Raw genomic sequence first — 25,626 nt, forward strand, 5'->3', positions numbered from 1 at the left:
TTTTATTTTATGAGGTACATTAGGCATAAACCACCTCCTTAGACCAAGGTGCTGTAAGGGGGACATATTGAACTTGCTTGTCAGCTTGGGCTGCGAGTCTTACTTTAAAATTGCATTTACAAGCGACTTCCCCTGTTGCAATCAGCTCATCAATTTCTGGAGCTGGCTTAGACAAGCTTGACTTGAGACTGATAAGCTCATTTTTCACCATGTCCCACATAATCCTTTCAAGTTCAGGTGCATCCCAAGTTAGGGATAGAATCGCCTCACTAATGTTGTTGATGAAAAGGCAGTAGGAAATTCTTTGCCACCCTTTGTGCCTTGAGTAAACAAGAGCGTCTTTAACCTTCTGATTTAATGGTGTATTAACGTGATGAATACCTAATTCATCGGTAAGCTTTACGCCTTCAAAATCTCTTAATAATAGAGAGATCGGCGTACCATCATTATGGGCAAAAACCGTATTCTGTAGGTGTGGCTCGGTGACGATACCATAGTCAAAAAATAGGCTGAGTACTGGCTGCAAAAGGAGTTGTTGATATTTTTTGAACCAATCTAAACGTTTTTTTTTGGTCGCGTCGTGACCAATTAATGACCCGATCATCGGTTTTAATTGGTGATCCCGTGCAAATGCAGTTGCTGCGATTGCAAATTGAGTTTCAGGGTTTGTCGAGCAGAAATTCTCACGAAGAATGACGCTTGTTTGTTCTTTGAACCAGACCTTATCTTCTTCACTTGCATTCTCCGGCATCCAACTTAGCACGGCTGGTTCTGCTGCAATCATTGCGCCTCGAAATGCTGAAGGGGTATGTTTCATTATGCGACTAAACAGTTTGTCTATAACTAGAGTGCTTTCCAATTCATACCATGAATTCTTTCTCACACAGTTGGTGATCCGTATATTCAAAGAACCTTTAATGAAATAAGGCATCTCTTCAAGGTACCAAGTTCGAATGGACGCTGTTGGTGCGGCTGAGTACCCAGATAAACCCAAATCGCGAACCTCGCCGTTGTTGAGCAAGTGTTGCATTCTCGAGTCTTTTTTTATTTGTTCGGCTTGCGCGGGGTGCATTGCAATGATTGCATGTCTTTCTGTGGCAGAAACCTGTGAAGCGAGCGCATTGATCGCGTCTACTTTGGATAGGCCATTTGTCTGTATGCAAAGACCGTTTTCGGGTACTTCAAACTGATAAAGCGGAGTACTTGCCTGAAACTCCGGAGTGACGTCTTCTTGTGGAATGCTATTTGGCCATACCCTAGCTTTGGGAGCTGGGTGTGACGGGTGTCCAAACCATAGGCTTTGCTCACTCGCAATGTAGGATGAAAAAGGGGGGGGCGGTGGATTTTGACCATGAAACGTGAGAATTTTTTCAACCAGGTTTCGGCTTGAATCGATTTGTTCATGGAGTTCTTGATTATCCACCGTACCGTGAGATGAATATGCTTCAAGAATAATACTAGCCAATTCTTTAAATGGGTAATGTGTCCAGCCTTTCTGTTTATTTTTTAAATAGACATTGGATAGGTAACGTTGGCTTCCTACCGAGCTTTTTCGATCAACCAGTACAAAGATTTGAGTATGTTTTGGCAAAGTGATTAGCATTGGGGTTGCTCTTAGGCTTAATTCAGACAAGTGACTGTCCGTATCAAGTTCGTTTCTTTTTTCAGGCCATTGATACTGTATGTCTTGATTAGGCAATGCATATTCTTTTGTTAGGCAGTTTAAGAGTGCGTGTGTCATCGCAAGGTCACTGACGATTTTGGGGAGTATATTGATGGCACTTTTCATTATTTTACCTCCTCAGGAAGAGGGTTGTTTCGTATCTGTTTTATGGCGGAGGAGAGTGATTTTGTAAATCTGGTAACGACTTCACTGCATTCATGTTCATTAATCGTTAGTGGCGGTAGGAATCGAATGACGTTACCGTTTTGGCCTCCTCGCTCTACAATCAACCCCTGATTGATACAGTGCGTTTGTATTGATTCAGCTAGTTCAGAATCTTCTGGGTAGGCACCTGAGGTGTCTGGCTTTGCTTGTTCATCTACGATTTCTAGGCCTAACATTAGACCTTTACCTCGGACTTGTGCAACGGCTGGAAATTGTGCGCTTAGTTGAGTTAAAGCCTCAATGAGTTGTTCGGATCGAGCGGCAATATTCTGAGTAATCTCTGGTGACTTTAACATTCTGATTGTTTCAAGGCCGGCTGCCATCGCAAGCTGGTTGCCACGGAACGTTCCCGTGTGATCTCCGGGTTTCCAAACATCGAATTGTTTTTTTATTCCTAGTAATGCGAGGGGAAGCCCGCCACCAACCGCTTTCGACATTACGATAATATCAGGCTCTATTCCGGACTCCTCGAAGGCGAACATTGAACCTGTTCGGGCAAAACCAGTTTGCACCTCATCAACGATCATTAAAATGCCGTACTCTTGGGTAAGCGCTCTGATTTTTTTTAACCATTGCAATGGAGCCGGGTTGACGCCTCCCTCTCCTTGAATAATCTCTAGAACAACGGCTGCTGGTAAGGAGGCGCTTTGTTCAAGTTCCTCGAAGGATTGTTGGATGTCGTCTATTAGTGAATTAATACTATTTTCATCTATTTGCTTGGCAGTACTGCGGTATAAATTTGGATAGGGTAAAAACTGAACATTGGGCATCAGGCCCTGAATGTTTTCTTTTGGAGAGCGATTACTTGTGACGGCGAGTGCACCGTGAGTCATGCCATGGTATCCACCTGAAAAACTCAGAATATGACGACGACCTGTGTAACGCTTCGCTAGTTTTAATGCGGCTTCAATGGCATCGGCACCTGATGGACTACAGAACTGCAAACAGTAGTCGCGTCCAGAGTGAGGCAAGAGGGATAAAAGGGATTCACTAAAAGCGTCTTTAACCGGTGAGGTTAAATCGAGCAAATGCATTGGCAGCCCAGACTCGAGAAAAGACCGAATTGCCGCAAGGATATTGTCATGATTATGCCCAAGAGCGAGAGTGCCTGCACCAGATAAACAATCTATGTAGGTTTTACCTTCAACGTCCGTTACCCAAGCGCCTTTGGCGTGCGCTATGGCCAATGGTATTCGGCGAGGATAGCTTCGAACGTTTGATTCAAACTGTGATTGCCGATTGAGAAAATATTGATTTTTCGCGGGGATTTTCTGGCCCAATATTTCTTGAGTAGTCAGAGTCATAGATTCATCCTTGGTGTGGTTAATTACATTGTTAATGATAATCACTCTCATTTCATTATGCTACTCATTGATCAAGTTCATTTCAATATAAAATTATTGTGCGTGTTTCTTGTGCAAGTAATCAGCATGGACAATGCCTATAGGAGTGCTTAATGGACAGCGAGAATTGGTGTGGGATCTGGGAGGTAAGGAGGAACTCGCACTGGAAAGGTTTCTTCGTTGCAAGTCTTTATTACGAATTTTGAGAACGAATGAGAAGTTTAAGTATACAAAACTCTTGTTATGATTATGATAATAGGTATCATTTGCATTAGTTTGTTTTTTGGAGGTTGGCTTTGTTACTTTCTGTTCTTAAAAGAAAAAAAGTATTTTTCTGTCTACTGTTTTGTTTATCTTGGCTAGTAAGCACCACATCAAATGCGTCCTCTGAGCACACTCGTTTAATCGAGCACTCTATGGGGCAATCGGCTGTTCCATTGAAAGCTAAAAGGGTCGTCACCTTGTTTCAAGGAGCAACAGACAGTGCTGTCGCCTTAGGTGTAAACCCCGTAGGAGTAGTTGAGTCTTGGGCAGAAAAACCGATGTATACGTACTTAAGAGAGGCTCTTGGGGAGGTAACGTATGTGGGATTAGAGACTCAGCCTAATTTAGAAGAAATTGCTACGCTGAAGCCGGATGTCATCATAGGAACGAAAGCCCGACACGAAAAAATATTTGAACAATTGCAAAAGATTGCGCCAACGGTTCTAGCAACCAATGTTTACGATTTTAAGTACTCTCTTGAATTAACGGCGGAAGCCACAGGGAGACAACAACAGGCCGATGAAATCTGGAATCACTGGCAACAACGAATTCAATATGTACAGAAGCATCTTCGCCAAACACTACCTAAATGGCCTCTTACCGCATCCATTTTGAATGTTCGAGCCGATCACTTACGTCTATATCTACACAAAAGTTTCCCAGGTGCGGTGTTGAATGAGATAGGTTTCCAATTTCCTATTGAAGATAATCGTCGTTTTGGGTGGGGGATGAAAATCAAAACAAAAGAAGCACTACCCAGTGTGAATGCTGACGTCTTTTTTGTATTTCTTCATTCCGAGCAGCCTTTGGTTGAACAAAACTATCAGTCTTGGCTATCTCACCCACTGTGGAATATCTTAACGGCTCCAAAGAATAAACAGGTTCATACTGTTGATAAAGTGACATGGATTTTATCTGGTGGGATTTTAGGTGCCAACCAAATCCTTGACCAGCTCGTTGAGATTTATCAAGTGCCAGAACGCGAACAAGAGTAACGGATGTTACTCGCTAAGGAAAATAACCAAGCACGTTGGGGAATGGTGGTACTCTCCATTTTCGTGCTCGTGTTGGCTTTCATTTCCAGTATGACATTTGGCCAATACCCTATCTCATTCGGGAATGTTATTTCTGCAGTTTTTCAACCTGAACCTACGTCGATTGAATATGTGATTATTACAACGACTCGGTTGTCTAGAAGCCTTGTCGCTCTTTCCGTGGGCGGTGCCTTAGCGGTGGCAGGTACGTTAATGCAATCACTCACACGTAACCCTCTGGCTTCACCTGCGATATTCGGGGTAAATGCTGGAGCCATATTTTTCATCGTATTACTTTCTCAAGTGTTTATTTTAGATTCCCCCAATGCCCTGTTTTGGGGGGCGATGATTGGAGCGGGAGTGGCGGGATCACTGGTTTATGGTTTAGGAACGATGGGCCGAGATGGGGCGTCACCGGTAAGAATTGTGTTAGCGGGGGCGGCGATATCAGCGCTATTCATTTCCTTTACTCAAGGTATTTTGGTAGTAGGGCAGGAGGGCATTGATAGCATTCTCTTTTGGATCGCAGGGTCGGTCTCGGGTCGAGAACTAGATGTAGTCATACCGGTATTGCCCTATTTAGTGGTTGGACTTATTTGTGCTCTGTTGCTCGCGCCACATATCAATGTTCTTTTATCTGGCGATGATGTTGCGACAGGGCTAGGACAAAATACCGCTCTTCTAAAAATTGCGATAAGTGTTTTGATCATTGGTTTGGCGGGTACGTCTGTCGCTATGGCTGGCAATATTGGGTTTATTGGTCTAGTTGTCCCGCATATGGTTCGAGCATTCGTTGGGAATGATCATAAATGGTTGATATCGATCAGTGCTCTTTGGGGCGGAATTCTGTTGCTATTTTCTGATGTTATAGGGCGTTCCTTGTTGGCTCCTGAGGAAGTGCCTATCGGCGTGATGACGGCGTTGCTAGGCGCGCCTTTTTTTGTTTACTTGGCTCGGCAAGGAGGAAAGAGTGAATAAGCATATCGTCATGCGGACGTCATGGTTGTCTTTTTCCGTTATGCCCAAGTCCATCTTCGCTGTTCTGGTCATCCTGGCGATTACTTGCGTAACGATCCTTGCATCACTTTCATTGGGCTCTCAATGGCTAAGTCCTTCGAGTGTCCTATCAGAATTATTCTTAAATACCCATTTAGACAATCATATTATTCTAGATACCTTTCGGTTACCACGCACCTTGATGGCTGTGATAGTGGGGGCTGCACTCGGAACGTCTGGGCTGATTCTTCAATCGGTTATTCGGAATCCATTGGCATCGCCAGATGTTGTGGGGATGACAAGCGGAGCGTCGGCATTTGCTATTGCATTTTTGGCTTTTTTTCATCCTCATTACAGTATTGATTGGCTACCAGTCTTTGCTATTGCAGGGGCGCTTTTAGCAACGGGCCTTGTTTATTTACTCGCCTGGCGAAACGGCGTTAACCCGATGAGGATGATACTAGTCGGTATCGGTATTTCGGCCGTTATGGGAGCCGTGTCTACGTTTATTATCGCCATCAGCCCGACAACAACGAGCATCTCGGCTTACATCTGGTTAACAGGCAGTGTCTATGGAGCAAGTTGGTGTGATGTGAAATCACTCTTACCTTGGTTGAGTGTGAGTTTAGTCGTTGCTCTTTTTTTTGTTCGTCACGTTAACGCGTTAGAACTTGGAGATAATTTGGCGACCGGGCTCGGTGTCTCTGTCCAAAAAACTCGTTTGGTACTCATTCTACTTAGTGTCACCCTTGCAGCTCCGGCTATTGCGTACGTTGGCACAATCGGATTTGTTGGACTGATTGCTCCCCATATAGCAAGACGTTTAGTGGTTAGAAGCTTTGTATTGTTAATGCCGGTCAGTGCATTTGTTGGCTCTTGCTTGGTTGTGCTCGCCGATCTTTGTGGACGTATGTTGTTTCAGCCGCTGGATGTCCCTGCTGGTGTGTTTGTTTCCGCTATCGGTGCGCCTTTTTTTGTTTACTTGTTATTTCGTCAACGATTATAAATATGGAAAAACACGCAATGTTTAGCCCTTTGGCAACACAGAATCTCGTCCTTGGTTATCACAGTGATATTATTATTAAATCACTTGATCTAAACATTAAACCGCATCAGATAACGGTTTTAGTTGGGGGCAATGGGTGCGGTAAATCTACGCTACTAAAATCCCTAGCCAGACTATTAAAACCAAAGACTGGCGAGGTCACTTTGCACGGCAAGGACATTAATCGACAGTCGGGTAAACATGTTGCGCGTCGTTTGGCCATTTTGCCCCAAGGGCCAAAAGCACCCGAAGGTTTAACGGTCGAACAGTTAGTCAGGCAGGGGCGCTATCCACATCAACATTGGTTGCAAAATTGGACCGAGAAAGATGAAGAATTGGTAGCCCGAGCGCTCTCTTCGACGAACATGTCAGAGTTGGCGCAACGGTCAGTTGACACCTTATCTGGAGGCCAAAGGCAGCGAGCTTGGATTGCCATGGCATTGGCACAAGATACCGATATCCTTCTACTTGATGAACCCACTACGTATCTAGATTTAACTCATCAAATTGAAATTTTGGATCTACTCTTTGAATTAAATCTGAATAATAAAACGACCATTCTTATGGTATTGCACGACCTCAATCTTGCTTGCCGTTACGCTCATCAAATGATTGCCCTAAAAGAGGGGGAAATCTTTAAGCAAGGCGCTCCAGAAGACATCATGGATGTTGAGATGATAGAAGCGGTTTTTGGTATGGAGTGCTATCTTGCTCGTGATCCTCTTTTTGGTACACCAATGTGTGTCCCAAAAGGCAAAGGTAGAAAGGTATCGTGAACCAATGAGTAGCGCCTCAAATAATGGAACGCTATCCGATATTGAGTGGGAAACGCTTACTCAATTAGGATTGAAAAAATATCGCTCAGAATCCGTTCATCCTCTTCATATATCATCACGGCTTCTGTTAGATAAAAAAGAGTGCTTATCCATTCTAAATGCCATTATGCCAGAACTTGGAGCGCCCGATCTTAAAGTGACGGCCTCACTTGTTATCAAGCGGATGGCCTTTTTGGTCCTTGCTCCAACACTCTATGCGATGTCGGTTTACAATAAAGGACTGAACCTAACCATCGATAATAGTGTGTTTGAATACCCGTTGAATGAACGAATTTGGCAAAATGGAATGCCCATATTTGATACCCAAGTGAGCCTAGCACTAGATGAGCGAGCCCCGTGGCGAGAGGGGGTGCTGCGTCAGGCTTTTTCTGAACATTTAACGCCACTAGTCAATGTGTTTAACGAAGTGACTGGGGTTTCAAAAAGAGTTCTCTGGGAAAATGTAGCGGTTCGTATCTTTAGTGTCTATGAACGGCGAATATTACCTAACGTTGCGAATGAGCTTAAAGCGGTGGTAGAGGATGACTTGCGGTTTATCGTCAATGCGCAGACGCACGGTATTTTTTCTGTTGAAGAAAACCCGGTAACTCGTTTTTATGGAAAAAGAAAGCCATTGGCTGAGCCCGCAGACCCCGTCAGAATGCGAAGGACTTGTTGTTATTATTATAAGGCAACGTCACCTGAGGTTTATTGCTCGAACTGTCCATTGCTTCTAAAGAAAAAACACAGCTAACGCTGTGTTTTTTCTAATCGTGGTCTACTAAAAATCTAACTTATAGGCCAATGTGAACGTTCGGCCTCTTCCTTTGAAGTAAAAGTTGTCGTTCTTGTAGGCACTTTGAGAGTAATAAGTGAAGTAGTCTTCATTGAGTAAGTTGGAAACAGAAGCATTCAGTTTTCCGACCGGTAACTGGTAAGATAATGTCGCATCAAACAATGTATAACCTTGAAATTCTAGCTCTTTATCATCAAATGTTCTGCTAAAGGCATGATTGGCTTGAATCATGGATGTTAACCCATGGTCCCATTGCGCTGTCCATGCCAACCTTAGCTTGTTCGCTGGAATATCGGCACCAGTTAGCTTAGTGTCAACGTTTCCATCGCCATTGGTGTCGGAAAATCCTTTAATGTATGAGTAGCCAGCATCTAGATTGTGAGAGTCACTAAGACTATACCCAAGTGAGGTTTCAAACCCCTGAATCTCTTTTTTCTCTCGTTTTACGGTGTAAAGCCCGTTATTTTCAACGATTCGGCTGCCAAGATCGGAATTCGATAGGTAGTAACTGATTTCAAAATCAACATCGCCATTATTAAAGCGAACCCCACCTTCATAGTTGTCCGTTATGATGGGAGATAAGTCGATAAGCTCGTTCACCTTTTGGCCTGGTTTATTCACGCCTCTTAGTACTCGTCCCACATCTGGCATACCAAACCCTTGAGAGTAGTTAGCAAATAGTCGAACGCTTGGTGTAAGCTCAAACACAGCACCAGCGTTGTAGACCATTTCGCTAAATGACGGTTTTCCGCCTTGAACCGTTACCCCGTTTCTAGCAGCGACAGTCTGATACGTGTTGATATCCAGTTTTGCATTTTCATAACGAGCACCGGCTTGCACAGACAACCTTTCAAGTGGATTGAATGTTAGCTGAATAAATGGTGCGTAATTAACATAAGATGTCTTAGGTACATAGGTTCGATTCGTCAAAATAAGTTTTTGACTGGTTGTATCTTTGAGCAAGTCTAAACCGGCAGTCGCGTTCAGTTTTCCGTCAAAAAGATTGCTTTTCGAAACACTGAACTTAGCGCCTATCTTCTTAGATTCATTTTGTGACTGGTCGTAAATGGTTTCTGCTGTATTTGGGTCTTGGAAACTGCGTGAAGTAGAGGCTCCGTATCTTCCTGAAAAATCTTGAAGGAACCCTTGAGAACTTAGCTTCATTCCAAAAAAGTCGTTGTGGGTATAGGCGACGTTAAACGTTTGGACAATGTTTGAAGGAGCAGCCCCTTTGGGTGTCCCTTTTACTGAAGACGTGGCCACGCCCTTGTCTCGGTCCCCTTTTACGGATGCGTAATTCATTTGACCTTTAAGTTGATAACGATTGTATAAAAACTTGATATCTTGCTCATCGTCTATCCAATAACCTATTTTGGTCATAAAATCATAACTTCGAGAGTCCATAATGTCGCCCCTAACGGTTGCTGCACCAACGTACTGTCCGTTGGCATCAAGGTAAACACCCTGGACTTCACCTGTTAGTCCGACCAAATAATCTAAACGCTCTGTCGCACCTTCTAATTGGTAGCTGGCTTTATAAGATAAAGTGTCTGTGCTTACACTGGTCGTAGGAGAAGTCAATTGAATGCTGGCATGTTGATTGACATCGTCAGAGCGGTTGGTTTTGGTGATGAAGTTAATTATTCCTCCCGTTGCACCAAGACCATGAATGGCACTTGCCCCTTTAATTACTTCGATTCGTTCCACCATAGAAAGGTCTATTGTATGAGCAGCACGACTGCCTTTACGTAAAGAATTGGATTGTGGAACACCATCGATCATATACAGTACATCTCTACCTCTGAAGGTTTGGCTGCTATTGTTCAGCTTCTGTGTATTCAGGGCATATCCAGGTAGCAGGTTCGATAATACTTGTGAACTGTCGGTTGATATTGATAGCTGCTGTTCAATTTGTTCTCTGGTGATGATGGTGACCGATTGCGGAGAGTCTTCTTTACGGATATCAATACGACTTGATTCGACTACCATTATCTCTGTTTCTGAGGCAAAGGAATGTGACATTTGTACAGCTAAAATGAATGGCACCGCATATAAAATTTGTTTTGTGTAAAGCATAATTTATTCGCTGAGTTATGAGTTATGAGTTATTCCTTACATTATCACAAATGATAATAACACGCATTACCATTGATGTGTGGTTGATTTGAATATCCACATAGAACTAGGCTTTGTTGCAATACTCAATCTAGGTGGTCTTTTAATACGGTTAAGCGACTCGGTAGTTATTGGGCATCCCGAGCTAAGGGAAACAATTTGAAATGGCATTGTTGCAACACTAAAACTTTGTGGTCTTTTGATACGGTTAGGCGACTCGGTAACTATTGGGCATCCCGAGGTGAGTAAAGCGATTTAAAATAGAACAACCGAGTAACATTTCTTTTGACTGATTTTCAAACTCCCTGCTGTGTAATGTATTGCCGATTATCTTTTTGTAACGTTGCATGGCTGTTTCTGAGATATTCCTTTTTCCGTATTGCCGCACGCTCTGCCAACCTATAATACCAAGGGCGAAGCAACCTATCAGGTTGCTCATCCTCTTAGGATGATGAGCCTCATCGGCAAACGTATTATCTTTCGGCGGAATAACAATCTCAGCATTCGGGAAATGATTTTCTAATGTTTGGTACACCGCATTGGTATCATACATTTTATCGGCACTGACGTGCTCGACATCCGTAATGATGGACTGACATAACACCCCGACAACCTGATCATCCATCGTTTTTTTATCGGTGAGGACTGCGCCTTGAATGAAGTGAGCTTCATCAACAGCAAAGTGCGCCTTTCGCCAGCTTCGTTTTGCATTAACCTTATGTTTTTCCTGGAGCCATTCATCCATACCAAACCGTTTGAGTCCCGTTGAATCAATGGCTATAGCTGCAATTTTGTCATCTGGCCTTTCATGCTTTCTAAAGCGTGGCGCCGTGAAATTGAGCTGCTTCAGCCGTTTTGACAGCAGCGTATAATCAGGGCATTGAAGGCTGGTCATGCCAAGCTTCGTCAGTAAACATTCAATCAGCCCCTGAGCTTGACGTAAGGGAAGTTTATACACCAATCTGATGTAATGGCAGGCTTCGATGGTGCTGTCAGGATACTTAACGGATGAGCCGGTACCGTCATAAACGCGTTCGTCGTGTTGCCAATTATTGATAATATCTTCAGATATCCAAATATCAAACCGCCCGCGTTGCTTGAGAGTCTGATTGTACTCACCATAGTTATTTAAGGCGTAGGTATGCTTCTTAAAATGATGGTGTTTGGCGTCATTGTATTTGTAAGGCATTTGTTAATCAGCCAACCTAAATGAAAGACTGACGATGATAACTGAATTCAAATGTTATGGAAATAATTGAGTGTTATCTGAACGATTCCACAAAGCCAAAGGAGAATGGGCAACGTTAGGTATTACATGATTTTTAAGCAAAATATGAAACTCAAAGATTATATGGCAGTCACCCAACATATTTTTCAACTAGTAAGCTTCCAATGAAACCAACTTGATTTTTGGAAAAATTAGGTGGCTGGTTCCAATTTATATCAAAAAATTGGAGAATCTCCCCCCATGTCCTTGTTGCGTAAATCATTTATCGGGTAAAAACCCCCCTTCAGCAATTGTGAGAGAACCGATTCCCTGGTAGGGGTTTGTATTTTTTCTTCGCAATCAAAAGGTGTTTTTACTCAATATTTCTCGTGAATCGAAACCCCAGTGTAAATAAATATCTATGTTGTTTTTGTATATATTACTTTTCTAATTTGTGTTGTTTAGAAACCCGTTCTTTTGTGGTTTTGTACACATAGTTATTAGCTTCTTTTTGGCTATTTATTTTAAAACCCTTGTACTTGGTATTATATAGTCAACTATTCTAATATTCTCTCTTTTCTATATTATCTTGGGTTCCTGTTGTTTTTTCGCTGATTATATACCAGATAACTGCGAATATATCTATTGGGGTGCAATAGCACTTTTTTTACTATTCTTATGTTTTCGTTCTCCTTTGCCTTCTATTATTGATATTACATCTCTCCTTTTCTTTTACTTAGCTGTTAACATAATCGTTCTATCTACTCTGATATCTTTCTTTATATTCGATACATATTTTTCTTTTTCTTGTCAGTACATTTTGTTGATAATCGTCTCGAATTATGATTAAACGTTCAAGCCAATGCGATTGAGCTTAAAACCATCCTAGACCAACAGATAAAAGAGGGCGCGCTTATTCCTTTAGCCGATAAAGGGCAATACACCACCCAAACCCTGATTGATAATGAGCACTCACTCATGAAAAGCACCCAAGGACGGGCGCACCACATGCGCACCCACGTTGACCCCTCGCTCTTACATCGCCTTGATATTCCAGCCAACCAGCAACAAAAGCTCACCGACCTATTTCAGTCCACCAAGCAGTTTCATGTCGTCAATGTGCATGGCTCATCACAAGGCATCGCGCAGCAACTGCTTAATGTCGGCAACCACAGCGGCAAACGGGTTCAGTTCGTCTCCCAAACCGCCAAAGCCAAATCAGAAGGCGTGGAAAATATTCAGCGCCACAGCCACACCTTAGGCGCCTGGATAGCCCATCATTTTTCATCGGAGCAGCGCCACACTACCCAAAGCTTGCTCCAGGGCGCAACGCCGTTCACCAACAAAGACATCTTGCTCATCGACGACGCCAATAAGATGAGCGCTAAGGAGCTGATGAGTCTCACCAACCAAGCCAAGCAATCCAACACCAAGGTGGTGATGCTGAACCGCGTCTCCAGTCGTCAAGGCTTTAAAGCCAACAACGCCATTGAACTGTACCGCAAAGGCAACGTAGAGCGTCATACGTGGGTGGGTGGGAAAAGCGCCCCCACCGACATCAAACTGCATGACAACGACACCGATAGAATAGCAAGGGTCTACGCTGACTTACCGGACAAAGCCAACACTCAAGTGATTGCCACCTCCGGCGTCGAGCAGCGGCGGTTAACCGAAGCGATACGAGGGCAGTTAAAAAACACCGGCGCCCTCTCTCGTCATGAAACCACCCTATTCACTCAAACCCCTCACTCTCTCTCCAAAGCGCAGCAACCACTTGTCCAACACTACAAACCCGGCATGACCCTCACCCATTGGGAGAAAAACAAACCCCAAAGTTTTGTCATTGCCAGTATCGACAAAGAGAGCAACACCATGACCGCACTCAGCAAACGCGATGGACAGTCACACCGCTTTGACCCGTCCAGTCGCGCCTTTAAGAAGATGAAGATGCAAATCAATAAACCGCAAAGTCTCAACATCGCCCAAGGCGAACGCCTTCGCACGCTGGGTAAGCACTTTCCTTCTGGCTTAGAGGGCAACCAAAGTTACCTTGTCACACACATTAACAAAGAAAGCCTCATGCTTGAGAGCAAAGGTAAAACGCAGCGCCTAAGTTTAGAGAGTCTAAAAGACGCACCATTGCAATACGATTACGTTCACGGCGCCAACCATATTGAGCAAAAAGCCCATACCTTGTTATCAGGAAAAACCTTTACTCTGTCTAAACCGCTGATAAACGACCTGACCGAAAAAACAGCGCGCCTGGATGTCTTCACCGACAAGCCAAACAAAGCCCAAAGCGCCCTAGAAAAAGAGCAGGTCTCCCCGTCAGCCATTGAGCGCGTCTTGCACACGCAAAACGTCAACGACCGCTACCTAAGCGGCGCCACCCAAGCCTTGTTAACGCAAGACGTCAGTCAGGCGCTTTCGACCCTGGCAAAAGCGCAAAACGCCCCACTGATTGAAAAAGCGGTCAGCTTTGCCTTAAACCATTTATCTGAGCGTGAAGCGGGGTTTAGCCAAAAAGCGTTAGTGGTGGAGGCGGTACGTTACGCCTTTGAAGAAGCCGGCGGCGCTATTACCAAAGACCAGATTGACACGGAGCTTGCCAAGCGCCGTGACACCCTTTCCGCGGAGTACAGTGACGGCACACGCTGGACAACACACGCGGCGCTGGAGACTGAAAAACGCATCTTGCAAAACATCACTGATGGCAAGGGCCAACATCCGCCTTTTGCGATAACCAAGCAGGTGCAAGCCTTTCTTGAGACCCAGCCTCGCCTCACTCAAGGACAACAAGGCAGCCTTACCCTGATTTCAACCACCCAAGACAGCTTTGTCGCCATTCAAGGCTTAGCCGGTACAGGGAAATCCACCATGCTTGAATCCAACATTGAACTTATCCAATTAGCGAAACAAGTCAGCCAACAACCCGAGCAAAACGTCATTGGCCTTGCGCCCACCCACGCCGCCGTTTCTGAGCTGGAAAGCAAGGGCGTGAAAGCGCAAACCCTAGAGAGCCTACTCAGTGACATCCGACAAGGCAACCGCCAAGCCAGCGACTATCAAGGCACTTTGTTCTTTCTCGATGAAAGCTCCATGGTCAGTAACAAACAAGCCGATGAATTCACCACGCTGGTCAATGCCAGTCAATCCAAAGCCGTGTTGTTAGGGGATAAAGAGCAGTTGTTATCTTTAAGCGCCGGTAAACCCTTTGAGCTGGCCATGCGTCAAGGTCGCCTCGATACCGCTTACATGACCGACATCATTCGTCAGCAAAACGACCCCCTACTCAATGCCGCGCAAAACACCATTGATAAGCAGCCCGAAAGCGCCTTGGACAAACTCCAACGCCAATCGCCTGACGCGCAAGGCAATCACCAACATGTCATCTCCACGCTGGATGAAAACAATCAAGACCGACGCCAAGCGCAGTTAGAAGCCACTGAAAAGCTGCCCTACCTGGTAGCAAAGGATTACCTAGAACGCACACCTGAAACCCGCGAAAACACGCTTATCATCGCCTACACCAACCAAGAGCGTGATGACATCACGGCCTACGTTCGTGTTGGCTTAATGAAAAACGAGGAAATCGGCAAAGAGAACATTGTCGCCACGAGATTGCGCTCCATCGGCGCCACCGGTGAAGAGCTCACCACCATGATGCCGTATCAAAAAGGCTTAGTGCTGAGCACCAAGCCCGGTGAGTACGCCACCATTACCCACGTGGATTCGGAGCACGGTGTGGTGACGCTTGAAGACGCCAGCACAGGCAAGACAAAGCCGTTCTTACCGCGTAACCGTGACCATCGTTTCACGACGCTTTTCTCTGTATCAGAAAAACCACTCTCAACAGGCGATAAGATTGTCACTCGCTTTACCGATAAAAGCCGCGACATCAAAGCCAATGTGGAGTACCGCATCACCCAAGCAAGCCCGGATAGCATCATGGCGCAATCAAAAAGTGGCCAAACGCTCACCATCAACCCGAATGAGTTAACAGACAGTCATTGGGATTACGCTTACAGCCGAACCGCGGACATGGCGCAAGGGGCCACGTACCCGCACGTCATTACGGCCATCAAAAGCAAAGGCGCATTAACCAACCTAAGACGTGCCGGCATTGATGTCACCCGCGCCAGCCAGCACGTGAGGCTCTATACCGATAACACCACACACCTGCTCAAAAGCTGGTTATCCAAAGAAAGCCATAAAGCTAGCGCGATAGAAACCGCCAACCAAACCCCACCCCAAGACACCACTTACTTTAACCGCAACGCCCTGCCCCATGAGGACGTTCGCTTCCAAAATAAAAGCGGTGACTTTGACTACAACACCTTTAAGGAGCACATCAATACACAACTCCCGAAATACACCGAAAGCCTAGCCATGCACTTATTAGGCAAGCCCCAAACAGTCCCAATTCCGACCGCGACTATTTTAACTTTTGGCATTGGCAAATCCCGCCATTAAAGTGAACTTTAACAAGGCGGAGCATTCGTGGTTTATTTTTAAAAGACTAACACCCAGGGGGCGGAGAAAAGGTTCTTTGAATTAACCTTTATCTTGAGACCCCAAAGAAACTTGGGGTTATAAAAGGGGGCCGTGGCCGGAAGGCCAATTAACCCTGTTTAAAATAGAACCCAAAAAAAAAATTTTTAAACCGGGGGAGGAAAAAAAACAGAAAAAAATATTTAAAAAAAATTTTCTCTTACACCCCCCCCCCCCCCAAAAAGGCAAAATTATTTGTGCCGGCAAAATTTTTTTGGAAAAAAAAAAAAGAAGGCGCCCCCAAAAAAAGAAAATATTACTCTCTTCTTTCTTTGTGGTTTCACAAATGAGGCGGGGCGAAAACAAAAAAAAAAAGGGTGACCACACACCTTTTAAAAAAAACACCCCCCCCCCTTCCCTCCTCTCTTGTTTTTAGGGAAAAACTTCCCCTTTTTTTTTCCGCGGGGGGTTTTTGTTTTTTTCTCTTGGGGGCAATATATTTCGCGGCTTTGGCCAAGAGGGCTTTTGAAGGGCCCCTTTCAAAGGTTTGCGGAATTTTTTTCCCCACCCCAAAACCCTTTAAAATAAAAACAAAAAATTCCCCCGTGTTGGGCCCAAACCCGGAGAAAATCCCCCCCCGGCTAAACCCTTTTTTCGGCTTTCCTTAAAATTTTACCTTGAATTTGGCCGTCAGTTTTCAACAAAAGCCACGCGAATTCATTGGGAAGTGGGTTGTAACCAGTATTTTGGGTCCCATTCCCAGCCCTGCCGGGCTCAGTTTATTCGTTTCAAGGTTGTTTCTTAGCCCTCGCAAGCGATTCCATTAAGGCGCGGTCTTCAAAATAGATTTTGTCAGAAACAAAATCCGTGGTGACCATTCCCCCTGCTTTTTCGTAAGACGCTTGACCAACAAACGTGACGAGTCCGCTTGACGCTTCCAATGCAGATCCTTTGAGCATGTGGCGTACTTGATGTTCAGAATACCAAGATTTCTCTTTCACTTGTTCCCACACGTCTCGTTGACGCTCTGGACTGGCAAAGGTGAATAACATGACACGCTCAAGAGAGACGTTGCCCTCGCGGTATGCTTCAAGGATAGCCGACTCGACCGCCGCTAATTTCATGCGCTGATGCACGTAACGTTGTGTTTTACCAAAGCGTTGCGCGACTTCGGCCACGGTTGCGCCGTCTTCGACTCTTTTTGAGTACGCCTCAAACTCATCGACTGGGTGCATCGAGGCGCGTGTGACGTTTTCAGTCAATGAGATTTCAGTGGCATCGTGCGACACGGTGGACGCATTCAAGATTTTAACGGGCACAAGGTATTCAGGCGGGATGTTATTTAATTCAACCAGCGCTTGAAGTTGAGTTAAACGACGACCCCCACTGATAACAGGATACCGACCTGACTCACAAGGCAGCGCGACCAAGTTTTGAATGACGCCATGCGCCAAGATGGACGCTTGTAGAGATTCATCATCGGCTTTACTGGCTTTGCTCTTTCGCACGTTTAAATCCGACACCACCAATTGATTAACAGGCAGCATCACAATAGAGGCATCATTTTGTGCAGTTGCCTGAGTGTCCAGCGGCGATACGCTGGTCGCGTCTTGACGGTTAGAGGGCGCTGAGATTGGGTTGATTGCGTTCATAGCGGTTTTCCTTTTTGGTTCGTTGAGTATCACTTCGCTTATTGCCTGGTTTCATCGACTCAACTTGAAAGACCGCTTTGACAAGGGCGCGAAGCGGCGCAGCCTCCCTTGCAAAGAGGGCGAACGTTGAGAGATTAAGAAATCAGCGCGGGTAAGCAAGTGAGCTCAAATCAAAAAGTAAAACAAAATGAACGAAGCACCGAAGCGATGACGCCCTCTTAGCGTAAAGGCGTGAAATAGAGCGGAGTGCGTCGCTTCAGACGCCTAACGACGCGTTTGCGTGAGGGATTGTCTATCTGGAACTTAGAAGCGCATTGAGCTTGCTCAATATGGGCTTCAAGTTAGCGATAGGAGGAGGAACGACGAAAAGCCCGACCGCTTGCGGTCACGCCCTAACGGGAACGGCTGCAGGAAGAGCATAAAGTGTGTTCATTTTGAGCATCAATTGAACCGTTAGAGAGCGATCACAACAGTTAGACCTTTAACTCTAAGAAGGTTTTGCCCCAAAATCGTTCAGAGCTAAAGCTCTACACATTTTAGGGAACGTGCGTTTTCCCTACCAAATCTAATCGATGAAAGAGGGTAAGAGCATGCTCATTTTAGTTTGAGCAGGCGAAAAATCATATTGCTCAGACACCGCTGGAATTATACGGAAATTTTCGGCAATTTCTGAAGTTCATATCTTAGACGCTAGGCAGAACAGGCTTTCGATTGAGCGTGAGTATAATTAGAGTTGACTGATGATTGGTTGCATATAATTAAAGAATAAATCCGTTTAATAAGCGTCATAGCTCAAGTCAGACTTACTGCTCCAAAAATTATAGCCACGTTAATCACGTATAGTTTTGCTATCTGTACGTTACTTGCGTATACTTTGCGTATGAGAAGTATATTTGTCGAATCGACCATATTTGAAAAGTACCGTTATGAATATCTCAGCGATGATGAGTTTAGGCTTTTTCAAGCTGAGTTAATGTCTAACCCGAAGCAAGGTGACGTGATTCAAGGTACAGGTGGTTTGCGAAAGATTCGAGTTGCAAGTAAAGGTAAGGGCAAGCGAGGTGGCTCTCGCGTTATCTATTACTTCCTCGATGAGAAACGTCGTTTCTACTTGCTGACGATTTACGGCAAGAATGAAATGTCCGACTTAACCGCAGACCAAAAGAAACAACTAAAGGCTTTTATGGAGGCGTGGCGTAATGAGCAATCGTGATCTATTTGCGGAGCTAAGTTCAGCACTTGTTGAGGCTAAAGAGCATTCAGAGGGCAAGCTTACCCTTAAAAATCATCAATTTAACGACATCAGTGAGTTAAATATCTCACCTGATGAAATCATGAGAATTCGAGAGCATTTTAATATGTCTCGTGGTGTTTTTGCTCGTTTGTTGCACACATCATCTCGTACGTTAGAGAACTGGGAACAAGGGCGTAGCGCACCAAATGGACAAGCAGTAACCCTTCTAAAATTGGTTCAGCGCCACCCAGAAACTCTGTCGCACATCGCTCAGCTATAAAGTTTGTTAGCTTTTCCTCTGTCAGTCCACTTGGCAGAGGTGATGCGAACCGACTATAGCAAACACGCTTTGCCCCATTCCTTCTCAGCGCGAATATCTACTCAAAATCTTAGACTGTACGTTTGCCTTATCTGTAGTTATTCGATGAAGTGCCGAATTAAGCTTTTTAAAAATTATGCGTCATTTGGCGGTCTAATACTCAACACATCTCATTAACTTATTGATTGTTAATTGAACTTTGATTGGAAAGGCTGCATTATAGGACGATAAAAGACGACCAAAAGTCGTATAGAAAGCGTTATGTTAATTGTCGCTCAATATTGAGGTGAATTTCAATAGGTTGAGTATTAACTTGAGAAAGAAATTACATTGCGTATCATATGTTTGCGTCGGTTTTATAAACTAGGTAAATAATATGAAAGATAATGTTCCTGCTAAAATGAGCGATTTGTACGAATACTCAGGCTTTTGGCCTCGAGTTGGTGCTAGTCTAATCGATACTGTGATAATTTGTGTCCTTACATACCCGATTCTAGTAGCAGTTTATGGCTGGGCATATTTTGACAATGATGCATTAGTGCAAGGTTTCGCTGACCTGATTTTAAGCTGGATTTTTCCATTGGTAGCGATCATCGGTTTCTGGCTTTATCGTCAAGCGACTCCAGGCAAAATGGCTATATCAGCTAAAATTGTAGACGCTAAGACTGGCGATAAACCTACCCTTCAACAGTATATTATAAGATACCTTGGGTATATCCTAGCGACAATCCCTCTTGGTCTAGGTATATTTTGGGTTGCGTGGGATAAGCGTAAACAGGGGTGGCACGACAAACTCGCCAATACTGTAGTTATATGCGAAAAAGATCGCAATATACCTCAAGAAGTTGAGTTCTCGTCAAAAAATTAACATAACAAGATAATTGGACTCCCCACCTACTCAGTCTATTCTGAACCGTGAAGTGTTTAAGGGAGTCTAATTATGAAAAACTGATCTGCTCCAATCAGACTGGGCATTCACTAAGCGACTTTCCCATACCTGACGTTATCTGTATTTCCCTAATTTAAGCAATTGCTCTAAGTAATTTTTGCCCCAAAATCATTTAGTGCAAAAGATCATACACATCCTATTAATACGTATTTTCCCTACCAACATTTATCCGAAAGGGGTGTGCTACGAGCATGGAAAGAAATTATGCCTCATGTCGAATCTAACCATCACTTCGTCATGCTAACTTATTGATTGTCAATTAACTGCTGAATGAAAGACGGCATCTGCGTATTTCGGAGCATTGCGATCACCTATTTCGGCATTATCCGATCACCTGTTTCGGTTTAAACCGATCGCTCATTCCGCAATAATCCGATCACTTTAGCCCAAACTCCGAAATGGGCGATCGGAATAGCGAAATCACTGATCGGATACTCCGAAACCCTCCCTTTTTCTCTTTTAAATCAACCAGTCGCTATCCTTGTTAGTAGTCGTATACAACTAGGAAGTGATGATGCCAAAAAAGAGAACACCAATGACAAAAATCAAAGAGGTTTTACGCCTTAAATTCGAGTGCGGATTGTCACACAGAAATATCGCTTCCTGTCTGAAAATTGGTTGTGCGACCGTATCTGAAATCATCAGTCGTTTTAATCAAAGCCAAATAGGTTGGCCGCTCCCTGATAGTTGTTCAGATACAGAGTTAACCAATGCGCTTTATCACCCAAAAGGAGCGAATAAAGCCAAAGCGATGCCAAACTTCGCTAACTGTTGTACGGAACTAAAAAGAAAAGGCATGACGAAACTGCTGTTGTGGGAAGAATATTACGAGCAATATCAGGAGCGAGCCTACGCTTATACTCAGTTCTGTGAACATTACATGCGTTGGTTAAAGAAGCAGAAGCGTAGCATGCGACAGACCCACATCGCAGGTGACAAGCTGTTCATTGATTACTGTGGCCCAACGATCCCAGTCGTTAACCCTGACACGGGAGAGATCCGTCATGCCCAGGTTTTTGTTGCCACTCTTGGTGCATCCAATTATACCTACGTGGAAGCAAGTGAGAGTCAAAAACTAGAACACTGGCTGGAAGCCCATGCCAATGCCTTCGAACACTTCGGCGGGGTTCCAAGGTTGTTAGTCCCTGATAACCTGCGTTCGGCTGTCACTAAACATGACCGCTATGAACCTCAGCTCAACGATAGTTACCAGAAACTATCTAACCATTACCAGACGGCTGTCATGCCTGCTCGACCATACAAACCTAAAGACAAAGCAAAAGCTGAAAATGCAGTGCTCATTGTTGAGCGTTGGATAATGATGCGACTACGACACAATACCTTCCACACGTTCAAAGAGTTAAACCTAGCCATCCGTGAGCTAATGAATGATTTGAACCAAAGGGAAATGAAACAGCTAGGAGCCAGCCGTCAGGCACTGTTCGAGCAGTTAGATAAACCAGCATTGAGACCACTTCCAATCCAACGCTACATCTATACCGAAACTAAGCGGGCGAAAGTTGGGCCTGACTACCACATAGAGTACAGAAAACATTACTACTCTGTGCCTCACCAGTTAGTGGGACAACATGTTGAACTTGAAGCCACTTCCCGCTTGATACGCATTTATTATCAAGGAAACCTAGTCTCACAACATCCATGTAGCCCAAAAGAACGAGGGATAAGCACTTACCCCGAACACATGCCCAGCAACCATCGGTATCAGAAATGGTCTCCTGAACGATTATTGCGCTGGGGAGAACATATTGGCGCTGCAACTCGTGAAATGGTGAATGTTCAATTGATGAAAAAGGCACACCCTGAACAAGCTTATCGTAGCTGTCTTGGCTTATTGAACCTGAGTAAAAAATACGGTGATGTTCGTCTAGAGCAAGCCTGTAAGGATGCGCTTCTAATCAATAAACCCTATCTTAAGTTCGTCAAAAACTTGTTAGTAAACCATCGGGAAGGCCAACTCTCATCAGAAACTCAAACCACACCCAACATAGAGCACAGCAATGTTCGTGGCCCTGACTTTTACCACTAGGAGTACGTAATGAACCAGATAAATGAACAACTAAAAGCACTTCGCCTTGGTCATGCAGCACAAGCTTTAGAGCAGCAACGTGAGCAGCTATCCACTTACGCAGAGCTAGCGTTCGAAGAAAGGTTAAGCTTACTTCTAGAGAGTGAGTTGCTTAACCGAAACCAAACTAAGATCCAAAGGCTCAAGCGACAAGCCAAGCTCAGAGTAGATGCGCAGGCAAGCCAAATTATTTACAAAGAAGGGCGAGGTCTAATGCGGAGTCAGATGAGTGAACTTCTGACAGGAATCTATCTGCACAAACATCAAAATATCTTGATCACTGGCCCTACAGGAGCAGGAAAAACCTATATCGCTTGCGCTTTATCGGCTCAGGCTTGCGAGCAGCAACATAGCGTTCGATATTACCGTTTGAGTCGCTTACTGGATGATCTAAGTTCAGGCCGTCTTGACGGCACATATCAAAAACAGCTACTGGCACTATCGAAAAAAGGCTTACTCGTCCTAGATGACTGGGGAATGGAAAAGCTCACTCAGGATCATGCAGGTCATTTACTGGAGTTACTTGAAGACAGATATCAGGTCAGCAGCACGATGATGATAAGCCAACTTCCTGTAAAAGAATGGTACAACATGATAGGTAACGCCACGGTTGCTGATGCTGTTTTAGACCGATTAATCCATAACAGCCACCGATTAGAACTAGGAGGGGAATCAATGAGAAAACTGGCGCAATCCGATCAGTTAGAGTAAAACTAGAGGTAGAGAAAAACGGCAGGGTCAGGTGATCGGATTAAACCGAAACGCCCGATCGGAATCGCCGAAATACGCAGGCATCATAGCAATATAGAAAACGGCTGGCAGCCGTATAGAAAGCGTGATGAGTTAGAGGTAATTATGGAATCTTCAGCAAAGCAAGGATTTAGATTTGCTCGCTTTATGAGGCTACTTCCCGTAGGCGAAGATAAGGTCTTAGTTGTCCTTAAAGGGCATTTATTAATCGAAGAACTTTTGAGTGATATTTTAACCCTCCACCTGAGCTTAGATAATCCTCTAGGTATAAAGATCACTAATAATATGATGTTCGCCAAAAAATTAGAGTTATGTTGGGCCCTATCGAAATCTACAGAGTTACCCGATGAGTTCTGGGTTGCAATAAAAAAGCTGAATACGATTCGAAACAAATATTCGCACAACATTTCACCTTCAGGGATTGATGTAACAATACAAGACTTCACTTGTGAAGTTGAGCGACTTGACCCCTTTGGTTATATAAAAGATGGTGGAGACTCTAAGTTTGAAATTTCAATCAGTTGCTTATACATTATGCTAAATGAGCAATTAGGTGCTTTGCGAAACTCATAACAAGAGCTAAGGCAGATTCCCAACCCTTGGCATTCTCAGTTCAAGGTTGGGTTTTGGGTTAAGGTGCAATAGGTTAGGTGGTGGCGTTGCAACTTAACGCGACTAGCCTTCTTAAGGAGTATATAAATCAAATGTCAGTTCAAAAAATGCATGGTGGGGCGACCCATACAGCTGAAGAGTTTGTGTTAGCGGGTTTAGAGGCCTCAAAGAGTGTTGAAAATAATCGTTTAGTAGCTCCTGTTATGGTCTGTTTTGCTTTTGCATCAGAGTTATTCCTTAAGGGGGAGTTAGCAAATCAAGGAATTGACCCTTGTAAGGAACATAGCCTTTGGAGCTTGTATAAACTACTTCCAGAAGATAGGAAAAACTGGGTAAGACGAATGTATGTTCACCTAGTTGGTGATATTGAAAAAGCTAGTTTTGAAAGAGAAATACAGCGTTGGTCTAAATCATTTATAGAGATTAGGTACTGGCATGATCAAACATCAAAAGAGCAGGCATATTTTGATTTTTCTAACTTCATACCAAATCTCGCGATCAGTTTATATAACGCTTACTCACACATAGACGAATTTCCAATATTTGAGTTTCCGCAACTTCGAGGAAAACATATCAAATAACAGAATGCTAACAAGCGTTTAGATTTTCAAGATACTTTTCCTAATCAATTGAAGTAATTTTGTCCAATGTCACTAAATTACTTCTGTCCAGAGACGTGCCAGCACGATCACTGCTAGAACGTTTATGCCCCAAAATCAGCTAGATCAAATACTCTAACGCACTTAAGCCTGCAATCTTTCTCAGCTTCCTCACTGCATAACCATTCAATTTATCTCCTCTAAACTTAATAAGGCCACTTCTAAAGTCATACTGGAGGTCAATTATGTGGACAAAGAAAGGTCATTTAACAGGGCAGAAAAAACCCTTCAAACTTGAAGATATCTGGCGAATTCGCACTAGACTCGAAATCGAAGGAAACATCATGGAACTGGCCTTGCTCAATCTCGCCATAGACTGTAAGTTACGTTCTTGTGACTTGCTTAGAATGAAAGTGAGGGATATCTCTTCTGGTGGTGTGATTCAAGATCGCGTGCTTTACAGCCAGAGTAAAACTGGTAGAGAGGTCCAGTTTGAGATCACATCTCGTACTGCACAGTCATTGGCTCAATGGATAATGAAGAGCCAAATATCCGCATCAGATTACTTGTTCCCTAGCCCTCGCAAGCAGGGTAAGCCCATGAGTTATAGTCGTTACGCAACCATCATTCGTCGTTGGGCCACTGAACTCTGTTACGACCCATACCTTTACGGCACACATTCAATGCGTCGAACGAAAGCGACATTAATCTATGCTCGCACCAAAAATATCCGTGCAGTTCAATTACTACTTGGTCACGTAAAGCTCGACAATACCATTCGTTATCTAGGTGTCGAAATTGAAGATGCGCTCAATATTTCAGAGGGGATAGACTCTTAATGTAGGTCAAAGCTTCCTTTTCTTTATGGTGCCACGGATGAGGTGTTGGTTTATTTTAACTTATAACAATCACTTATGTTTTTTGATCTTATTTTAATACCGCTTTCTTTCAACGCACAGTGCCGTATTTATTCCTTGTTAAAATAAGTTGAGTTATACTGTTTTGAATTAAAGTTAGGAGGTTCAAATGACTGCGGCAGATCGTATTTATCAGAATATAAAGCGTTCAAGACGCTATGTCTTTGAACGCAAAGACTTTGATGGGTTTGCCAGTTATGATCAAGTAGGTAGAGCATTGAGGCAATTAGTAAAGCAAGGTGAACTAATGAAGCTTGGCTATGGTTTGTATACCAAAGCAAGGGTTAATAGCCTTACAGGAAGACCCATGCCTACCAACCCTGGTGGTAGCGATGCCCTTATCCGGGAAATATTAAAAATGAAGGGCGTTGACTTTGAGATGGATAGTTTGTCTCTACAGAGCTTTTCAGGTGAAAGCACACAAGTACCATCATCCGTTCATTATTCATGGAATCCTAAGCAGTTTAATCGCAAGCTGGTAGTAGGTAATCGAGTACTGAATTCTCCGAGTTAA

The 25,626-nt window shown here is 44.0% G+C and carries 19 protein-coding genes and 1 pseudogene; 15 read left to right on the forward strand and 5 right to left on the reverse strand.

The genetic code is table 11. The annotated features are described in order from the left end of the window. Positions 1-19: 19 nt before the first annotated feature. Positions 20-1,789, reverse strand: a complete 1,770-nt coding sequence (locus VTAP4600_RS16340) for an IucA/IucC family protein (RefSeq protein ID WP_102523746.1) — start codon at positions 1,787-1,789, stop codon at positions 20-22. Further along, positions 1,789-3,192 carry a diaminobutyrate--2-oxoglutarate transaminase family protein gene (locus VTAP4600_RS16345; protein ID WP_102523747.1) on the reverse strand — a complete coding sequence of 468 codons (1,404 nt, stop codon included), beginning with the start codon at positions 3,190-3,192 and terminating at the stop codon, positions 1,789-1,791. Before VTAP4600_RS16345 ends, VTAP4600_RS16340 begins: the two co-directional genes overlap by 1 nt. Positions 3,193-3,527: 335 nt before the next feature. Between VTAP4600_RS16345 and VTAP4600_RS16350 the strand changes: the two genes are divergently transcribed. The 5 genes from VTAP4600_RS16350 to VTAP4600_RS16370 are packed head-to-tail and all read left to right on the forward strand — an operon-like array spanning position 3,528 to position 8,139. Then, a complete protein-coding gene (locus tag VTAP4600_RS16350) occupies positions 3,528-4,490 on the forward strand; it encodes an ABC transporter substrate-binding protein (RefSeq protein WP_197708647.1) in 963 nt (320 codons plus the stop codon). Between the two features lie 3 nt (positions 4,491-4,493). Beyond that, positions 4,494-5,507: a FecCD family ABC transporter permease gene (locus tag VTAP4600_RS16355; protein WP_172443136.1), complete on the forward strand. Its 1,014-nt coding sequence runs from the start codon at positions 4,494-4,496 to the stop codon at positions 5,505-5,507. Beyond that, positions 5,500-6,531 (forward strand): FecCD family ABC transporter permease, encoded by a 1,032-nt coding sequence (locus VTAP4600_RS16360; protein ID WP_197708648.1) that lies wholly within the window; start codon positions 5,500-5,502, stop codon positions 6,529-6,531. Before VTAP4600_RS16355 ends, VTAP4600_RS16360 begins: the two co-directional genes overlap by 8 nt. 2 nt (positions 6,532-6,533) lie before the next feature. Continuing rightward, positions 6,534-7,346 (forward strand): ABC transporter ATP-binding protein, encoded by an 813-nt coding sequence (locus tag VTAP4600_RS16365; protein ID WP_231897822.1) that lies wholly within the window; start codon positions 6,534-6,536, stop codon positions 7,344-7,346. Between the two features lie 4 nt (positions 7,347-7,350). Continuing rightward, positions 7,351-8,139 carry an IucA/IucC family C-terminal-domain containing protein gene (locus VTAP4600_RS16370; protein ID WP_102523749.1) on the forward strand — a complete coding sequence of 263 codons (789 nt, stop codon included), beginning with the start codon at positions 7,351-7,353 and terminating at the stop codon, positions 8,137-8,139. 27 nt (positions 8,140-8,166) lie between these two features. Here the strand turns inward: VTAP4600_RS16370 and VTAP4600_RS16375 are convergent, their stop codons facing one another. Further along, positions 8,167-10,170, reverse strand: a complete 2,004-nt coding sequence (locus tag VTAP4600_RS16375; RefSeq protein WP_197708649.1) for a TonB-dependent receptor — start codon at positions 10,168-10,170, stop codon at positions 8,167-8,169. A 334-nt stretch (positions 10,171-10,504) separates the two neighbouring features. Continuing rightward, the gene (locus VTAP4600_RS16380) at positions 10,505-11,485 is read right to left on the reverse strand and encodes an IS5 family transposase (RefSeq protein WP_102523751.1); all 981 of its coding nucleotides are present in this window, start codon (positions 11,483-11,485) and stop codon (positions 10,505-10,507) included. A gap of 870 nt (positions 11,486-12,355) precedes the next feature. On the opposite strand from VTAP4600_RS16380, the pseudogene traI reads away from it, so the two are divergent. Then, positions 12,356-15,967, forward strand: a pseudogene (traI, locus tag VTAP4600_RS16385) (conjugative transfer relaxase/helicase TraI); the annotation flags it as partial. 815 nt (positions 15,968-16,782) lie between these two features. Here traI and VTAP4600_RS16395 read toward each other — a convergent pair. Next, complete coding sequence (locus VTAP4600_RS16395; RefSeq protein ID WP_102523753.1) at positions 16,783-17,646, reverse strand: ParB/RepB/Spo0J family partition protein; 864 nt, start codon at positions 17,644-17,646, stop codon at positions 16,783-16,785. Positions 17,647-18,526: 880 nt separating this feature from the next. Between VTAP4600_RS16395 and VTAP4600_RS16400 the strand changes: the two genes are divergently transcribed. The 9 genes from VTAP4600_RS16400 (at position 18,527) to VTAP4600_RS16440 (ending at position 25,626) form a co-directional block, all read left to right on the forward strand. After that, a complete protein-coding gene (locus VTAP4600_RS16400; protein WP_102523754.1) occupies positions 18,527-18,859 on the forward strand; it encodes a type II toxin-antitoxin system RelE/ParE family toxin in 333 nt (110 codons plus the stop codon). Beyond that, positions 18,846-19,160: a helix-turn-helix domain-containing protein gene (locus VTAP4600_RS16405; RefSeq protein WP_012397027.1), complete on the forward strand. Its 315-nt coding sequence runs from the start codon at positions 18,846-18,848 to the stop codon at positions 19,158-19,160. Before VTAP4600_RS16400 ends, VTAP4600_RS16405 begins: the two co-directional genes overlap by 14 nt. Before the next feature lie 415 nt (positions 19,161-19,575). Next, complete coding sequence (locus VTAP4600_RS16410; RefSeq protein WP_012397028.1) at positions 19,576-20,067, forward strand: RDD family protein; 492 nt, start codon at positions 19,576-19,578, stop codon at positions 20,065-20,067. 595 nt (positions 20,068-20,662) lie between these two features. Then, positions 20,663-22,195: an IS21 family transposase gene (gene istA, locus VTAP4600_RS16415; RefSeq protein ID WP_102521770.1), complete on the forward strand. Its 1,533-nt coding sequence runs from the start codon at positions 20,663-20,665 to the stop codon at positions 22,193-22,195. 9 nt (positions 22,196-22,204) lie between these two features. After that, on the forward strand, positions 22,205-22,945 hold the full coding sequence (gene istB, locus VTAP4600_RS16420) for an IS21-like element helper ATPase IstB (protein ID WP_012397030.1): 741 nt from the start codon (positions 22,205-22,207) through the stop codon (positions 22,943-22,945). Positions 22,946-23,089: 144 nt separating this feature from the next. Further along, positions 23,090-23,557: a hypothetical protein gene (locus VTAP4600_RS16425; protein WP_012397031.1), complete on the forward strand. Its 468-nt coding sequence runs from the start codon at positions 23,090-23,092 to the stop codon at positions 23,555-23,557. Between the two features lie 131 nt (positions 23,558-23,688). Next, positions 23,689-24,177 (forward strand): hypothetical protein, encoded by a 489-nt coding sequence (locus VTAP4600_RS16430; RefSeq protein WP_131825470.1) that lies wholly within the window; start codon positions 23,689-23,691, stop codon positions 24,175-24,177. Between the two features lie 263 nt (positions 24,178-24,440). After that, positions 24,441-25,034, forward strand: coding sequence for a tyrosine-type recombinase/integrase (locus tag VTAP4600_RS16435; RefSeq protein WP_012397033.1), 594 nt, complete (start codon positions 24,441-24,443; stop codon positions 25,032-25,034). Between the two features lie 187 nt (positions 25,035-25,221). After that, positions 25,222-25,626 carry a DUF6088 family protein gene (locus VTAP4600_RS16440; protein WP_012397034.1) on the forward strand — a complete coding sequence of 135 codons (405 nt, stop codon included), beginning with the start codon at positions 25,222-25,224 and terminating at the stop codon, positions 25,624-25,626.

The organism is Vibrio tapetis subsp. tapetis (assembly GCF_900233005.1).
Lineage (GTDB): Bacteria > Pseudomonadota > Gammaproteobacteria > Enterobacterales > Vibrionaceae > Vibrio > Vibrio tapetis.

Coding starts and splice junctions, on each gene's coding strand:
- VTAP4600_RS16340 (WP_102523746.1), bottom strand. CDS start 1,789: ATGAAAAGTGCCATCAATATACTCCCCAAAATCGTCAGTGACCTTGCG.
- VTAP4600_RS16345 (WP_102523747.1), bottom strand. CDS start 3,192: ATGACTCTGACTACTCAAGAAATATTGGGCCAGAAAATCCCCGCGAAA.
- VTAP4600_RS16355 (WP_172443136.1), top strand. CDS start 4,494: ATGTTACTCGCTAAGGAAAATAACCAAGCACGTTGGGGAATGGTGGTA.
- VTAP4600_RS16365 (WP_231897822.1), top strand. CDS start 6,534: ATGGAAAAACACGCAATGTTTAGCCCTTTGGCAACACAGAATCTCGTC.
- VTAP4600_RS16370 (WP_102523749.1), top strand. CDS start 7,351: ATGAGTAGCGCCTCAAATAATGGAACGCTATCCGATATTGAGTGGGAA.
- VTAP4600_RS16375 (WP_197708649.1), bottom strand. CDS start 10,170: ATGGTAGTCGAATCAAGTCGTATTGATATCCGTAAAGAAGACTCTCCG.
- VTAP4600_RS16380 (WP_102523751.1), bottom strand. CDS start 11,485: ATGCCTTACAAATACAATGACGCCAAACACCATCATTTTAAGAAGCAT.
- VTAP4600_RS16395 (WP_102523753.1), bottom strand. CDS start 17,646: ATGAACGCAATCAACCCAATCTCAGCGCCCTCTAACCGTCAAGACGCG.
- VTAP4600_RS16400 (WP_102523754.1), top strand. CDS start 18,527: ATGAGAAGTATATTTGTCGAATCGACCATATTTGAAAAGTACCGTTAT.
- VTAP4600_RS16405 (WP_012397027.1), top strand. CDS start 18,846: ATGAGCAATCGTGATCTATTTGCGGAGCTAAGTTCAGCACTTGTTGAG.
- VTAP4600_RS16410 (WP_012397028.1), top strand. CDS start 19,576: ATGAAAGATAATGTTCCTGCTAAAATGAGCGATTTGTACGAATACTCA.
- istA (WP_102521770.1), top strand. CDS start 20,663: ATGCCAAAAAAGAGAACACCAATGACAAAAATCAAAGAGGTTTTACGC.
- istB (WP_012397030.1), top strand. CDS start 22,205: ATGAACCAGATAAATGAACAACTAAAAGCACTTCGCCTTGGTCATGCA.
- VTAP4600_RS16425 (WP_012397031.1), top strand. CDS start 23,090: ATGGAATCTTCAGCAAAGCAAGGATTTAGATTTGCTCGCTTTATGAGG.
- VTAP4600_RS16430 (WP_131825470.1), top strand. CDS start 23,689: ATGTCAGTTCAAAAAATGCATGGTGGGGCGACCCATACAGCTGAAGAG.
- VTAP4600_RS16435 (WP_012397033.1), top strand. CDS start 24,441: ATGTGGACAAAGAAAGGTCATTTAACAGGGCAGAAAAAACCCTTCAAA.
- VTAP4600_RS16440 (WP_012397034.1), top strand. CDS start 25,222: ATGACTGCGGCAGATCGTATTTATCAGAATATAAAGCGTTCAAGACGC.